General features: G+C 65.9%; 11 protein-coding genes. 5 read left to right on the forward strand and 6 right to left on the reverse strand.

From position 1 onward, the window contains the following. Positions 1 to 76 precede the first annotated feature (76 nt). The 3 genes from glmM to ylqF form a co-directional block, all read right to left on the reverse strand. Complete coding sequence (gene glmM / locus I8J34_RS21705; RefSeq protein WP_214363728.1) at positions 77 to 1438, reverse strand: phosphoglucosamine mutase; 1362 nt, start codon at positions 1436 to 1438, stop codon at positions 77 to 79. Between the two features lie 115 nt (positions 1439 to 1553). Then, positions 1554 to 2381, reverse strand: a complete 828-nt coding sequence (gene folP / locus I8J34_RS21710; RefSeq protein ID WP_214363729.1) for a dihydropteroate synthase — start codon at positions 2379 to 2381, stop codon at positions 1554 to 1556. Continuing rightward, complete coding sequence (gene ylqF, locus I8J34_RS21715; RefSeq protein ID WP_214363730.1) at positions 2381 to 3298, reverse strand: ribosome biogenesis GTPase YlqF; 918 nt, start codon at positions 3296 to 3298, stop codon at positions 2381 to 2383. The genes folP and ylqF overlap by 1 nt, the downstream gene beginning before the upstream one ends. Before the next feature lie 278 nt (positions 3299 to 3576). Here ylqF and I8J34_RS21720 point away from each other — a divergent pair, with 278 nt between their 5' ends. From I8J34_RS21720 to I8J34_RS21740, 5 genes are all read left to right on the forward strand, one after another. Continuing rightward, a complete protein-coding gene (locus I8J34_RS21720) occupies positions 3577 to 3786 on the forward strand; it encodes a cold-shock protein (protein WP_214363731.1) in 210 nt (69 codons plus the stop codon). Between the two features lie 136 nt (positions 3787 to 3922). After that, positions 3923 to 5086: an Eco57I restriction-modification methylase domain-containing protein gene (locus I8J34_RS21725; protein ID WP_230411953.1), complete on the forward strand. Its 1164-nt coding sequence runs from the start codon at positions 3923 to 3925 to the stop codon at positions 5084 to 5086. Between the two features lie 237 nt (positions 5087 to 5323). Next, on the forward strand, positions 5324 to 8734 hold the full coding sequence (locus I8J34_RS21730; protein ID WP_214363732.1) for an EAL domain-containing protein: 3411 nt from the start codon (positions 5324 to 5326) through the stop codon (positions 8732 to 8734). A 206-nt stretch (positions 8735 to 8940) separates the two neighbouring features. Continuing rightward, positions 8941 to 10251 (forward strand): N-acyl amino acid synthase FeeM domain-containing protein, encoded by a 1311-nt coding sequence (locus I8J34_RS21735; RefSeq protein WP_214363733.1) that lies wholly within the window; start codon positions 8941 to 8943, stop codon positions 10249 to 10251. Between the two features lie 73 nt (positions 10252 to 10324). Next, positions 10325 to 11590 (forward strand): SUMF1/EgtB/PvdO family nonheme iron enzyme, encoded by a 1266-nt coding sequence (locus I8J34_RS21740; protein ID WP_214363734.1) that lies wholly within the window; start codon positions 10325 to 10327, stop codon positions 11588 to 11590. On the opposite strand, the gene I8J34_RS21745 is transcribed toward I8J34_RS21740, so the two are convergent. From I8J34_RS21745 to I8J34_RS21755, 3 genes are read right to left on the reverse strand one after another with little or no spacing between them, the layout of a single operon-like run. After that, the gene (locus tag I8J34_RS21745) at positions 11511 to 12656 is read right to left on the reverse strand and encodes a glycosyltransferase family 4 protein (RefSeq protein ID WP_214363735.1); all 1146 of its coding nucleotides are present in this window, start codon (positions 12654 to 12656) and stop codon (positions 11511 to 11513) included. The two genes, I8J34_RS21740 and I8J34_RS21745, sit on opposite strands and share 80 nt — an antisense overlap. Then, positions 12650 to 13078 (reverse strand): hypothetical protein, encoded by a 429-nt coding sequence (locus tag I8J34_RS21750; protein ID WP_214363736.1) that lies wholly within the window; start codon positions 13076 to 13078, stop codon positions 12650 to 12652. The genes I8J34_RS21745 and I8J34_RS21750 overlap by 7 nt, the downstream gene beginning before the upstream one ends. Positions 13079 to 13131: 53 nt before the next feature. Beyond that, the gene (locus tag I8J34_RS21755) at positions 13132 to 14016 is read right to left on the reverse strand and encodes a transglycosylase SLT domain-containing protein (RefSeq protein ID WP_230411954.1); all 885 of its coding nucleotides are present in this window, start codon (positions 14014 to 14016) and stop codon (positions 13132 to 13134) included. Positions 14017 to 14663 lie beyond the last annotated feature (647 nt).

The following is a 14663-nucleotide window of genomic DNA, read 5'->3' on the forward strand; positions in this document are numbered from 1 at the left end:
GTGGCAAGGGCGGAAAAATCCGGCGATTGTAACCGCCCACCCCCGGGCTCGGCAAACTGGCGAGCCGCGGGCGCACTCAGACCATTTCACCAAATGCGGCGCGAACCGTGTCGGCCAGCAGCGTGGCGTAGCGGCTGACTTCGTCGGCATCCCGCCCTTCGACCATCACCCGCAGCAAGGGCTCGGTCCCCGACGGGCGCAAAAGTACACGCCCCCGCTCGCCAAGCGCTTCGGCCGTTGTCTTTTCCACGCTGGCGATACGGCTGTCGGCCCGCCAGTCGAAACCTGCCGGCATGCGGACGTTGATCAGACACTGCGGATAGAAGACTAAGTCCGCACAGGCCTGCTTGAGCGAGACGCCACGCAGGCGCAGCGCGGCCAGCACCTGCAGCGCCGAAACGATGCCGTCGCCGGTGGTGTGATGATCGAGGCTGATGATGTGCCCGGAATTCTCGCCCCCGAGCCGCCATCCCTTTTCCTGCATGAGTTCAAGCACATAGCGATCGCCGACCTTGGCGCGGGCGAACGCGGCGCCCAAGCGACCGATGGCATGCTCGAAGCCGAGGTTGCTCATCAGCGTCCCGACGACGCCCTCGAGCCGGTTGGCGGCCTTCATCGCCACGGCGATGACATAGAGCAGCTTGTCGCCATCGTAAATTTCGCCGGCCGAGTCGACCATCACCAGCCGGTCGCCGTCACCATCGAGCGCAATGCCCAGATCGGCGCCATGCGTCAGCACGGCATCGCGCAGATGCGTCGGAGAGGTCGCCCCGACGCCGTCGTTGATGTTCAGGCCGTCGGGGCGCACGCCCACCGACACCACCTCGGCACCCAGTTCGTGCAGCACTTTCGGCGCAATGTGGTAGGCCGCCCCATGGGCGCAGTCGAGCGCGATCTTCATGCCGCGCAGGTCGAGATCATTGGGGAAGGTGCTCTTGCAGAATTCGATGTAACGCCCCGCCGCATCTTCGATCCGCCGGGCCTTGCCGAGACGGTCGGACGACACGCAGCCCATGCCTTCGTCAAGATGCGCCTCGATCTCCTTCTCGACGGCATCCGGCAGCTTGGTGCCGCCCGCCGAAAAGAATTTGATGCCGTTATCGTAGAAGGGGTTGTGCGAGGCGGAGATGACCACGCCCGCCTGCAGACGCAGCGCCCGCGTCAGATAGGCCACGGCCGGTGTCGGCATCGGGCCGGCCAGGATGACGTCGACACCGGCGGCCGAAAACCCGGCTTCCAGCGCCGCCTCCAGCATATAGCCGGAGATTCGCGTGTCCTTGCCGATCAGCACCGTCGGGCGCTCGCCCTTGGGCAGCTGCTCGCGCATCACCAGCGTCACCCCGGCGGCGTAGCCGAGGCGCATGACGAAATCCGGGGTAATCGGCGCATCGCCGACGCGACCGCGCACACCATCCGTACCAAAATACTTTCTACTCATAGAGAAGCAACCTCAAAATCCGATCCGATCGCAACGGCCGCACGCCCTGCCGGCCGCCGCTCGCAAACTAACGGCGCATTATGACATCTGCCGATCGCCGCCCGCGAGGACATGCTCACGGTGCCAGCGCTTCGAGCACCGCCAACGCGTCACGCGTGGCAGCCACATCGTGCACACGCACGCACGCCGCACCGGCCTGCACCGCCAAGGCCGCCGCCACCGCACTCGCCACCCCCCGTCCTTCCACCGGCTGGCCGGTCAGTGTGCCGAGCATCGACTTGCGCGACACGCCCACCAGCACCGGCGCCTGGAGGGCGAATGTCGGCAGTGCGCGAAACAAGGCCACATTGTGCGCCAGCGTCTTGCCAAAGCCGAAACCCGGGTCGATCAGGATGCGCTCGGGCGCCACCCCGACGGCCAGCAGGGCCGCCATGCGCTCGGCCAGCGCAGCGGCGACTTCCGCCACCACGTCATCGTAGTGCGGCGCCGCCTGCATCGTGCGTGGCGCACCCTGCATGTGCATCAGGCACACCGCCGCCTCGCTATCTGCGACTGCCTCGAGCGCGCCCGGTGCATGCAATGCGTTGATGTCATTGATCATCGCAGCGCCGGCCGCGATCGCGGCCGACATTACGGCCGGCTTGACGGTATCGACCGACACCGGCACATCCCAACCGGCCAGGGCCTCGACGATCGGCAGCACCCGATCCAGTTCCTCGGCCTCGCTCACCGACTCGGCGCCTGGGCGCGAAGACTCGCCGCCCAGATCCAGCAGATGCGCGCCGTCCTTGAGCGCCGCCTCGGCGCGACGTAGCACCGCATCGCGCTGCTTGAGCATGCCGTCGCCGGAGAATGAGTCCGGCGTCAGATTGAGGATCGCCATGATCTTCGGCGAGGACAAATCCAGCGCGAACCGCCCGCAGCGGAGAGTCGATACGGTCATCACGAGGCTTCCGCTTCATCCGGCGACTCGGCATCGTCGCCCTCTGCCGCCTGCGCCTTGGCGGCGTCGATCATCGCGGCGCGGCTCTGTGGCGTTTCCAGACTGATCTGGCCAAGCGCCCCGCTGCGGTAGTCCGACAGCAGGATCAACGCCGCCTTGTCCACATCCAGCCCGCCGCCCTTGAGCCGGCAACCGCGCCGCTGCGCCACCTCCTCGACCAGACGCACACCGTCGAAACCGGTGATGTCGGTCTTGTAGCGCTCGATCAGGCGCGCCGGATAGCGATCGAGCAGAATCTGCCCCAGCACCGCCGCCACCTCGAACTCGGCGACCGCGTTGACGCCGATCGCATGGCTGGCCGCCAGCATGAAGCCATCGGATTCATAGGCGATCTTCGGCCACAGCATGCCCGGCGTGTCAATCAACGACATGGTCGGACTGATATCCAGGCGCTGCTGCGACTTGGTCACCGCCGGCTCATCGCCCACCGCCGCCACCCGGCGCTTGAGCATGGCGTTCATCAGCGTCGATTTGCCGACGTTGGGAATCCCCATGATGATCATGCGCAGCGGCTTGGTGCCGTCGTTGCGGTGCGGCGCCAACTGCTGGCACAGCTTGGGCACGCGGGCGACTTCGCCGGGCTTCTTGCAGGAGATGGCCACCGCCCGCACCCCCGGCTGGGTATTGAAATGCGCGAGCCACGCCTCGGTGGCCTGCGGGTCGGCCAGATCGGATTTATTGAGCAGCTTGAGGCAGGGGCGCTGGCGATGGGCGCGCAGCGTCTCGATCATCGGGTTGCTGCTGGCCGCCGGCAGGCGTGCGTCGACCACCTCGATCACCACGTCGACCTTGGCCAAGGCCTCGGCCGCCTTCTTGCGCGCCGAATTCATGTGCCCCGGGAACCACTGGATTGTCATGCCATGCCTTTTTTGCTCATCGTTGGCCGCGATTATCCCATCTCGACGCCCCGAGCGGCGCACCGTGTCGGGCGCCGGCGCTGCCAGAAAGCACTAGACACCCCGTAAAAAACGTGTATTGTGTCGGAGCAGTCGCTTCAAGCAGTTGTCCTTGCAGGTGTTTCTTCGCGGTGTTAGGTCAAACCGCCCACGTTTGAATCCCCTCAGCACGTTTCTTGATAGTTCCTGCAGGTGGGCCCTCGCGCCCAGATTTTGTTTTTTTATGGAACACGATATACATGAGCACTCAAACCGGCACCGTGAAATGGTTCAACGACTCCAAGGGCTTCGGCTTCATTACGCCCGATGGCGGTGGTGACGACCTGTTCGCACACTTCAGCGAAATTCAGGGCAACGGCTTCCGCACCCTGGCTGAAAACCAGCGCGTCGAGTTCGAAGTCCGCACGGGCCCGAAGGGTCTGCAGGCTGCTGCCATCCGCGCAGTCTGATCGGATTCATATCGATCGCATGAGCGCGGCTTCGGCCGCGCTTTTTGTTTGTGGACCCGGCACGCTGGCGATCATTGCTCCTTGCCGGGTCATGCGCTAACGTTGCGCCTCCGCTCCCCCATCCGGCCTGACGCTCTTGCCCGCTCGCGACATCACCACCCTCGGCCAGGTCTTCACCCCACCGCACATCGTCGACCTGATGCTGGCCTTGCGCCAACGCAGCGGGCGCGTGCTGGAACCCTCCGCCGGTGCCGGCGCCTTCAGCAGCCGACAGCCCGGCTGCACCGCCATCGAGTACGACCCCAAACTGGTCGCCGGATCGGTCGTCCAGGGTGACTTCTTCGCCTATCCACTCGCCGAGCGTTTCGACACCATCATCGGCAATCCGCCCTACGTGCGCTTCCAGGACATTCCCGAGCCGACGCGGGCGCGGCTCGACATGGCGCATTTCGACGGACGCAGCAACCTGTTCCTGTTCTTCATCGACAAGTGCGTGCGCCATCTGGCAGACGGTGGCGAGCTGATCTTCATCGTGCCGCGCGAGTTCATCAAGCTCACTGCCGCGCGCAAGCTCAATCGCTGGCTGTTCGACACCGGCACCATCACGCACTGGATCGAAACCGGCGACACCCGCATCTTTGCCGGCGCCGTGCCCAACTGCGCCATCTTCCGCTTCGAAAAGGGCAATTTCAGCCGCCAGACCCGTTATCGCCGCCTGCAGGACGCCGATTGGGAAACGCGCCAATTCATCGAGATGGACGGCCAGCTTGCCTTCGCCCCGACGCATATGAGCGTGCCGCTGGCCACGCTGTTCAGCGTCAAGGTCGGCGCGGTGTCCGGCGCGGACGAGGTGTTTGCCCATCCCGACGGCAATGTCGACTTCGTGTGCTCGCACACCATCGACACCGGCACCACCCGCCGCATGCTGTACAACCAGCCGCACCCCGATCTGCTGCCGCACAAGCCGCGGTTGCTGGCCCGGCGCGTGCGCCCCTTCGACGAGGCCAACTGGTGGCACTGGGGGCGCGGTTATCCGCAGTCCGACGCGCCGCGCATTTATGTCAACGGTCGCACCCGGCGCGAGGCGCCCTTCTTCCTGCATCCGGCGCCCGCCTACGACGGGGCCATCCTGGCCTTGTTTCCGCACGATCCGGCCATGCCGCTGGCACAAGCCGTTCATCTGCTGAACACCGCAGTGCCCTGGGAGGCACTGGGCTTTCGCGTCGATGGCCGCTTCCTGTTCACCCAGCGCAGCCTGCAAACCGTGCTCCTGCCCGACAGTTTCCGCGCCCTCGCCTGAAATCGGCGGAACCCTCGGCCGACCGAGATTGCCCAACGGATCGATCCGAAACCGGCGATAGTCGGTCTGGATGCCAATATCGTCCGCGCCCCTCGCTGACCGCCGAGCGGCGATGAAATCGCCGCCAAACTGCGCTCTGCGCAGACCGAACCTATTACTTTCAGATTATCATCGGGCAAACGCGCCGCTTGCCTATGGGTCATGTCGAAGGCCCGTTCGGTATTTCGCCCTCCGACCATGAGCACTCCTCGTTTGACGGTACTACGCTTCCTGCTCCATCTCGCGCTGTGTATCGTCGCCGCGATCATCGGCACGGCGGCGCATGCGCAATCACAGAGCTCAACGATCCTGTCGGACGAAGAGCGCGCATTCCTGACCAAGACCACCCCAGTCGTCTTCGTCAGCCAGACCGCCTATCCGCCTTTCGAATTCGTCGATCCCAATACCGGCGCGCGCAAGGGCATGATGATCGAGCTGGCCACCTGGATCAGCACCGAGTTCGGCTTTCATGCCGAATTCACGGACACCGTGTTCCTCGAGGCCCAGCGCGCCGTGCTCGAAGGCCGCGCCCAGGTCCTGACCAGCTTTTTCTACAGCGAAGCGCGCGACAAAACCTTCGATTTCACCGATACGGTCTTCGACGTCCCGGCCACGATCTTCGTCAAGGCCGATCGGCCGGACATCACCACACTGGCCGATCTCAACGGCAAGCGCATTGCCATGCAGCGCGGCGACTACGCCGAGGGATTCCTGCGCAGCAAAGGCGTCGACTTCACCCTGGTGGCGACGGACGAGTTCGGGACGGCCGCGGCCGCCGTCATCGACGGGCGGGCCGATGCGCTCATCGGCGATGAGCAGATCGTCTTGCACTACCTGTACAGCAATGATTTGAACCCCCACATGAAGAAGGTCGGAGAACCGCTGTACGTGGGCCACAACGCGATGGCGGTCGCCGATGGCAACCGCTTGCTGCGCTCGATTCTCAACAAGGGCATCGCGCATGCCCGCGAAAGCGGGGCCCTGAAGCGCATCAGCAACAAGTGGGCGGGAACGCCGCTGCCCGACAGCGGCCTGAATCTGCTGGCCTACTGGCCCTATGCCGCCGCACTCGCCGCGCTGCTGGTGTGGGGGTTTCTGTGGAACCTGCGCCTGCGCTACGTGGTGCATGGCAAGACCGCCCAGCTGCTGCAAAACCAGATGCGGCTCGAAGGCATCATCCAGGCCACGCGCGCCGGCACCTGGGAGTGGCAGCTCGCGAGCGGCCGGATCATCATCAACGACCAGTGGGCCGAGATGCTCGGCTACACCCCCGACGAATTGCAGCCCTTCTCCGCCGCCCAGCGCCAGCGCCTGCTTCATCCCGACGATCGCGAGAAATCGGCGGCCCTGCTCAAGCAGCACCTGTCGGGCGAGCACCCCCACTACGCCTGCGAAGTGCGCATGCGCCACAAGAACGGCGACTGGGTGTGGCTGCTCGAACGCGGCCAAATCACCAAGCGCTCGGCCGCCGGTCAGCCCGTGATCGTCTCCGGCACCCAGATCGACGTGTCGGCCAGCAAGCTGGCCGAGGTCGAATTGCAGCTGACCGCCAGCGTCTTCGGCAGCGCCCGCGAAGGCATCATCATCACCGACGCAGACGGCAGCATCCTCGATGTCAACGACGCATTCATCCGCATCACCGGCTACACCAAGGACGAGGCCATCGGCAAGAACCCCAGCCTCCTGCGCTCGGACCGCCATGAGAACGAGTTCTACGCAACCATGTGGCGCAGCCTGCACGACAAAGGGTTCTGGGAAGGAGAGATCTGGAATCGCCGCAAGTCCGGCGAAGTGTTCCCGGAGATCCTGACCATTTCGGCGGTGCGCAACGACAGCGGCGCCGTCTCCCATTTCGTCGCCGTCTTCTCGGACATCAGCCGCCTCAAGGAACACGAACACCAGCTCGAACGCCTGGCCTTCTTCGACGACCTCACCGGGCTGCCCAACCGCGTCCTGCTGGTCGATCGCCTCAGCCAGACGATGGCGCGCGCACGTCGCAACCGGGGAGAGCTGGCGCTGGCCTACCTCGATCTCGATGGTTTCAAGGAGATCAACGACTCGCTGGGTCATGCCGTGGGCGACCGGGTGCTGGTCACCATCGCCGAGCGGCTCACCACCGCACTGCGCGAAGAGGACACGGTGGCGCGATTCGGCGGCGACGAATTCGTCATCGTGCTGCCCGATCACCGCGCCGACGAGTCGCACGAAGCGATCATCCGTCGCCTGCTCGACACGATCTCGGCACCGATCCACATCGGCGACCAACGCCTCCAGGTATCCGCAAGCATCGGCCTGGCCCACTACCGCGACCAGACGGATCTCGACTCCGACCAGCTGATCCGCCAAGCCGACCAGGCCATGTACCAGGCCAAGCAGGCGGGCAAGAACCGCTTCCATCTGTTCGATGCCGAGCTGGACCGCGCAGTGCGTGGCCGCCACGAACACATTGCCCGGATTCGCCATGCCATCGCGGCCAACGAGTTCGTGCTGCACTACCAGCCCAAGGTCAACATGCGCAGCGGCGCCCTGATCGGTGCCGAAGCGCTGATCCGCTGGCAGCACCCCCAGCGCGGCCTGCTGGCGCCCGGCCTTTTCCTGCCCGATGTCGAGTCCCATCACGCAGTGGCCGAACTGGGCGAATGGGTCATTTCCACCGCCTTGGCGCAGATCGACCATTGGCGGCGTAGCGGCTTCGACCTGACCGTCAGCATCAATCTGGCCGCCTACCATCTGCAGCAAACCGACTTCCCCTCGCGCTTGCAGGCGCTGCTTGCCAAGCATCCCGACGTGCCCCCGGCCCGGCTCGAGCTCGAAGTCCTCGAAAGCAGCGCGCTCGAAGACATCAACCATGTCTCCTCGGTCATCGCCGCCTGCACCGAACTGGGCGTGCGCTTTGCGCTGGACGACTTCGGCACCGGCTACTCCTCGCTGATCTACCTCAAGCGACTGCCGGTGCACGTGCTGAAGATCGACCAGGGCTTCGTGCGCGACATGCTGCACGACCCCGGCGACCTGTCCATCCTGGAAGGTGTTCTCGGCCTGGCGCGCGCCTTTCACCGCGAAGTCATTGCCGAGGGAGTCGAAACCGAGGAGCACGGCAAACTCCTGCTGCAACTGGGCTGCGAGCAGGCGCAAGGCTACGGCATCGCCCGGCCGATGCCCGCCGACGCACTGGTCGACTGGGTCGCCAACTGGACCGCGCCGGCAACGTGGACACAAACCGGCCGGCTCCCGCAGCACGAGATCGAACTGATCTATGCCGCCTCCGAGCACCGCGCCTGGCTCGATACGCTCGACGCTTTCCTGCAGGGACGATCCGCCGTGAAACCGGAAGCGGACCCACGCCGATGCCGCTTCGGCCATTGTCTGGATGCCAAGCGTGGCAACGCCACGGGAGCCCACCCTTTCGACGAGATCGACACCCTCCACAAGCGGCTGCACGCGATCGGCGAGCAGCTCATGGCCGGCGGCCCGGCGCAAGATCCTGAAGCCATCCGCCAAGGTTCGGCCGAACTTCACGCGTGCAGCGAGGCCTTGCTGACACGATTGCAAGCGGAGACCGACGCGCGCTCACACCGTGTCGCCGTCATACCCCCGCCGGTCGGGTGAGCGCAACGCCCAGACGCGACATCCCACACAGCCTCGGACGCAACACCGTCATCGCCGCCTGACCGGCGCCCTTGGCGCCTCCGCCCAAGGCTGCCGGGACAGATATCGCCCCCTTGGTGACACATTCCTTTACTCGCGACCACCGGCAAGCCCTACAATCGGTCCCTGGCGCACAGCGCGCAGCCCTCTGCCGGCTGCGCCAACCGATGAAAAAGTCCCTGCAACGATTCGCCCGCACCGCACTACGCCCGCTGTTGGACAGACTGCCGGCGCGCTGGCGTTTTGCGGCCTACAGCCGCGCCATACGTTGCGAACCCGAGCTGTCGGACAAATTTGTCTTCAAGCTGGCCGAGACCCGCGAAGAGCTCGAAGCCTGCTTTCGCCTGCTCCACGATGCCTATGTCGACGCAGGCTTCATGAAGCCCGCCCCGTCGGGGCTGCGGGTCACCGTGTATCACGCGCTACCCACCACCTCCACCCTGCTGTGTCGCCATGGCGACCGCGTGGTGGGCACGGTGTCGCTGGTGCGCGAGAGTGCGATGGGCTTTCCCATGCAGCGCATCTTCGACATCGCCTCGATCCGCGAGGCCGGCGGCAACATCGCCGAGGTCTCCGCACTCGCCATCGACCGCCGCTTCCGCTCGGCCAGCGGGCGCATCCTGATGCCGCTGCTCAAGTTCATGTACGAGTACGCAACGCTGCAGTTCGATACGCGGCACCTGGTGATCGCCGTCAATCCGCGCCACATCGGCTTCTACGAAGCCATCCTGTGCTTCCGGCGCCTCAAACAACGCCCGGTGGAGCACTACGATTTCGTGGACGGCGCCCCCGCTGTCGGCGCCCACCTCGACCTGGACTTCGCCCTGACGGCCTTTCGACGCCGCTACGACGGCCTGCCGCCCGAGAAAAACCTCTACCGCTACTTCACCCGCATCAACCTGCCCAACATCCAGTGGCCGCTCAAGCGCTTCTACACCACCACCGATCCGATCATGATCCCGGCGCTGATGGACCACTTCTTCAACCAGCGCACCCAGACCTTCGCCCGCCTGCGTTTGCGCGAACTGATGTTGCTGCATTCCATCTACGATCTGCCCGAGTTCAAGAGCGTCCTGCCGCCGGTGCCCGACGACGCCCCCCGCTCCGAGATGCGCCGGCGCACGCACCGGCGCTTTTCGGTGGTCTGCCCCGGCGAATTCTCCACGCGCCAGTTCGGCGTGCGGCGCAACTTCGACATCACCGTGTTCGAATGCTCGGCCTCCGGTTTTCGCGCGCGCAGCACCACCAAGCTGCCTGCCGGCACGCAGGGCACGGTCATCATCGAGCTGGGCGTCGCCGACTGGAGCGTGATGGCGGTGACCGTGCTGCGGCTGGGCTCGCATGATCACCATATCGCCCTGCTGCGCATCGACCATGCCGACCGGGCCTGGCAGAAGTTCGTCAACGTGCTGGGCAAGGCGCGAACCCATGGCGAGCTGGAAGAAGCCACCCGCTTCCTCGAAGTCCCTGGCGAATAGGCACCGCCGCACAGACGAAGCGGGCACCATCGTCTAAGTTGAAGTGTTCCGATCCTCGTCCCCCCTGCCCGCCATGTCCGGAATCTTCATCAGTTATCGCCGCGACGACAGCGCCGGCCACGCCGGTCGGCTGTACGACCGGCTCGAGCGCGAGTTTCCCGATATCCGGGTGTTCATGGATGTCGAGAAAATCGCCGCCGGCGAAGACTTCACCCATGTCATCGACCAGACCCTGCGCCAATGCGAGGGCTGCCTGGTGGTGATCGGCAAGCGCTGGCTCACCACCGCCGACAACTACGGCCGGCGGCGCCTCGACAAGCCCGACGACTGGGTGCGCCTGGAGATCGGCGCAGCGCTCACCCGCGGCGTGCGCGTGATCCCGCTGCTGGTGGACGAAGCCTCGCTGCCGCCCCCCGAGGCCTTGCCACCGGAACTCGCCCGCCTGTCTGCGCTGCAGGCCCATCCGGTCCACCATCTGAGCTTTCACCAGGACGTCGGCACGATGATCGCCCGGCTGCGCACGGCGATCGACGCACGCCGCCAAAACCTGGCCCAGGCCGCCCAGCTGGCCGCTGGCACGGTGCGAGTTCATCCGCAGGACGAGCTTGACTACGTGTGGATCCCGCCCGGCGAGTTCTTCATGGGGCGCGCTCCCGGCGATACACTCGCCGACGAACGCTACGACGACGAAAAGCCCCGCCATCCGGTGCGCCTCACCCGCGGTTTCTGGCTCGCGCGCGGCCCCATCACCGTGGCCGCCTACAAGCGCTTCGCACTCGCCGCCGGGCAAGCGATGCCGCCCGCGCCCAAGCACAATCCGGGCTGGTCCAAGCTCGACCACCCGGTCACCAACGTCACCTGGGCACAGGCGCGCGCCTACTGCGCCTGGGGGGGCGGCCGCCTGCCCAGCGAAGCCCAATGGGAATACGCCGCCCGCGGCGGCCACGCCGACCGCCTCTATCCCTGGGGCGACACGATCGGCCCCGCAGACGCCAACTACATCGACAACCACGACTGGGAAGGCAGCACCTCGCCAGTGGGATGCTTCGCCCCCAACGGATTCAACCTGGTGGACATGGTCGGCAACGTCTGGGAATGGATCGCCGACTGGTACGACCCCGAGGTCTATCAAAGCCGCTCGTCGCGCGAGCCGACCGAAGACCCGGAGGTGTACGTCGACAAACTGCACAAGCGCGTCGTGCGCGGCGCCGCCTGGGGCTCGATCGCGGTCGAAATGCGCCAGTCCAACCGCGGCTTCTTCACGCCGGCCGATGCGGTGCGCGATTTCGGTTTTCGCTGCCTGGTGGACGAGATTCCGGCGGCACCGGCTCCGCCATGAGCTGCGCGAACAGCGCCCGGTAACGCTGGCCCATCGCCAAATCGGTAAAGGCCTCGAGATAGCGCGCCCGCGCCCCTTCGCACAGTGCCGCGAGCGCGGCCGGCGAGGCGGCATCCCAGCAACGCATGGCCTCGCGGAACGCCGGGTAACTGGTGTCTTCGCAATAAAAGGCGTACTCGCCCAGCACCTCCACCAGCCCGTCGGTGCGCGGGCACACCACCGGAATACCGCGCGCCGCCGCCTCCAGCGCCACCAGCCCGAAGGGCTCGTAGATGGTCGGCACCGCCAGCACGTCGATGGCGTCGAAGAAAGCCTCCAGTCGCGGCCCGGCGCACCACCCCAGAAAGCGCACCCGGTCCGCCAAGCCATGCCGATCCAGCAGGTCGCGCGCATAGGGGCTGAAGCCGCGCCCGGCGATCAGCACCTGGCGTGTCTCGAAACCCGGCTCGGTGAGCATCCACTGCACGTACTCCGGGTGTTTGCGCGGCACCAGGCGGCCGCAGAAACCGAGCACCCGCTTGCCGCGTGGCGCCCGGTACGGCGCCGCACAGCGCACTCCGTTGTGGATCACATGCACCCGAGCGTTCAACGCCTCGTAGCCCAGCGCGTGATACTTGCTGCGCTCCGACTCGGACAGCAGCACCACGCTGTCGGCCAGCGAAATCATGGCCTCCTGGCCACACACCGCCCCACCCAACGCGACGCCGTTGGACGACTCCTCGAAGGCGAGCAGCGAGTGCACGGTGTAGATCGCCCGGCGGCGGCGCAACTGCGCATGCAGGGCAGGATTCTGCTGATAGCTGTGCACATGCAAGAGCGGCGCCTCGAAGGCGTCGAGGTCTTCAGCGCGGCCAACGGCCACCTCGGCAAAACACGCCAGCAAGGCCTCGACCTGCCCCGGCCGATAGCCGTGATCGGTGACGAACCACAAGGGCCGAAGGCCCTCCGCCGTCAGCCCGCTCATGAGGCTCTCCATCACCGTGCCGACACCGCCCATGCGGTGAGTGGGCATCTCGTTGGTCACCTCGATGACATCGAAGGCACGGCGCGTGGCATTGGTCAGCATGGCGGCTCGTGCGTCAGGCGCGGATGCGCGGCGTCGCGCAGATCGAGCTCGCCGATGGCGGCGATGCTGCGGCACTCCACCGGCCAGTTCTCCGCCGCCTCCCACTGGCCATCGCGCCGGCGCCGCGCGAGAAAGATGCCGGCCAGGCACTGCGTCAGATCAGGGTTGGGATCCTCGATCCAGAAGTTCTGCACCACCATGATCCGATACCGGTCCGGCACCAGGTTCGCCAGCTCGATGCGCATCGGCTGCCAGTGAATGAACCATTGGTTCAAGAAGCACACCCGGAACGGCGGAATCACCAGCGCCCCATGCGCCAGCTGCGGGGCCGGCAAACAGATATCCGGAGATTCTTCCGACATGCCCGTCGTCGCCGTTTCGCTCAGGCCCGTAGACGCCATGCAACGCCCCACCTTCGTCATATTTGACCATCACCAGCGCCTTCATCGCCGCCCCTGACGCCTCGCCGATCGAACTACCGGGCGCCCGAACGGCGCACTATCGGCGACGACTCGACCACGCGCCGGTCATACGGATGCGTACGCCGGGGAAACCACGTGGCGATGCGCGCCACGTAGGCACGTGTTTCCGGGTAAGGCGGCACGCCGCCATAGCGCTCCACCGCCCCTTCGCCGGCGTTGTAGGCGGCCACCACCAGCCGCACGTCACCCTCGAAATAGGCCAGCAGCCAACGCAGATAAGCAAGCCCGCCCGCCACGTTCTGCCGCGCATCATGCGCATTGCCCACGTTGAAGCGTGTCGCCGTCTCGGGAATCAGCTGCATCACCCCAACCGCGTTCTTCGGCGAACGGGCCGCCGGGTTGAAGTTCGACTCGACCGCCGCAATCGCCAGCGCAAACTGCGGGTTCACGCCGTAGTCCGGCGCCAGCCAGGCCACCAGATCGGCCACCTTGCGGCGCGCCGGCGGCAGATCCGCAAGCAGCGCGCCGGTCGGACCGCTCGGTCGCGTCACCGCCAACTGCCGGCACGATGGCAGGCGGCCGTTGCCCGGACCGGTATACCGCAACATGCGTTTGGCCTGCGCATGCCCCTGCTTGGCCGCAACGGAGAACAAAGCGCCCGCCGCCGCATCGTCGCGCGCCACCCCGCGGCCGTTCGCATACATCCACCCCAACGCAAACATCGCCTCCACGCTGCCCAGCCGCGCCGCCTTGCAGTAGTACGAAACCGCCAGTGCCGGATTGCGATCGACGCCCTCGCCATGCTCGTAGGCCGTCCCCTTCTCAAGCAAGCGCGCCGCCGACGACGATGCCGCCTGGACGGTCGCGCTCCCCGCCAAGGCGACGATAAGCAATCCCGCCAACGTGCGCGCGGTTCTCCCGCCGAGCGTCTGCGTCACTGATCGTCCATCAGCACCTAGCACCGCCCTGCCCCTGGCGTGCGGATCTGCAGGCCGTGGCCTCCCGTCGTCCCGTCTCCCCCATGGATCGTCCATGCGCCCTCCCAATCCCACCATCCGCGTCGCGCGCCCCCGCAAACATCCCAAGGTGTCGCAACCGCTTTGTTCTAGAAAGGTAGTCCAAGCACGACGACATTGCCGCCCTCGATCACGCGACCGCCTCGCCAGCAACACGCACCGGTCGAGGCGATCGGTCCTGATCGGCCGGTGAACCCATTGACGGAGTCCGCGGGGTGCAACAGGGAGGCTTGCGCCTGCGCAAGAAGCCCAGCTGGCAATGCGCTCCGCCCCTAGCCGGGACCACGCCCAATGACGATGAAGCCCACCATGCTGGCGACCAGAACGACATCAACGAACCCGACCCTGCCGAACAGATCGACGAGCCAGCCCCTGCGCCCGCCGGCTGGTCTGGCCCCCCCTGAGTCAGAATAGTTGTCGCCTCGATAGAATCCAAAACCCGGGGGCGATGAGAAGAGAACGAAGTGGCTCGATACGGACAAAAATTCAAGGACAAAGCGCTCGCTCGACTGTTGCCGCCGGAGGGCGCCTCAGTGGAAGCGGTTTCCCAGGAACTGAGCATTTCGGTG

Source organism: Denitromonas iodatirespirans, from assembly GCF_018524365.1.
GTDB lineage: Bacteria > Pseudomonadota > Gammaproteobacteria > Burkholderiales > Rhodocyclaceae > Nitrogeniibacter > Nitrogeniibacter iodatirespirans.

Bases quoted from the DNA above. Each gene is read 5' to 3' on its own strand.
- glmM (WP_214363728.1), bottom strand. From the start codon at position 1,438: ATGAGTAGAAAGTATTTTGGTACGGATGGTGTGCGCGGTCGCGTCGGC.
- folP (WP_214363729.1), bottom strand. From the start codon at position 2,381: ATGACCGTATCGACTCTCCGCTGCGGGCGGTTCGCGCTGGATTTGTCC.
- ylqF (WP_214363730.1), bottom strand. From the start codon at position 3,298: ATGACAATCCAGTGGTTCCCGGGGCACATGAATTCGGCGCGCAAGAAG.
- I8J34_RS21720 (WP_214363731.1), top strand. From the start codon at position 3,577: ATGAGCACTCAAACCGGCACCGTGAAATGGTTCAACGACTCCAAGGGC.
- I8J34_RS21730 (WP_214363732.1), top strand. From the start codon at position 5,324: ATGAGCACTCCTCGTTTGACGGTACTACGCTTCCTGCTCCATCTCGCG.
- I8J34_RS21735 (WP_214363733.1), top strand. From the start codon at position 8,941: ATGAAAAAGTCCCTGCAACGATTCGCCCGCACCGCACTACGCCCGCTG.
- I8J34_RS21740 (WP_214363734.1), top strand. From the start codon at position 10,325: ATGTCCGGAATCTTCATCAGTTATCGCCGCGACGACAGCGCCGGCCAC.
- I8J34_RS21745 (WP_214363735.1), bottom strand. From the start codon at position 12,656: ATGCTGACCAATGCCACGCGCCGTGCCTTCGATGTCATCGAGGTGACC.
- I8J34_RS21750 (WP_214363736.1), bottom strand. From the start codon at position 13,078: ATGACGAAGGTGGGGCGTTGCATGGCGTCTACGGGCCTGAGCGAAACG.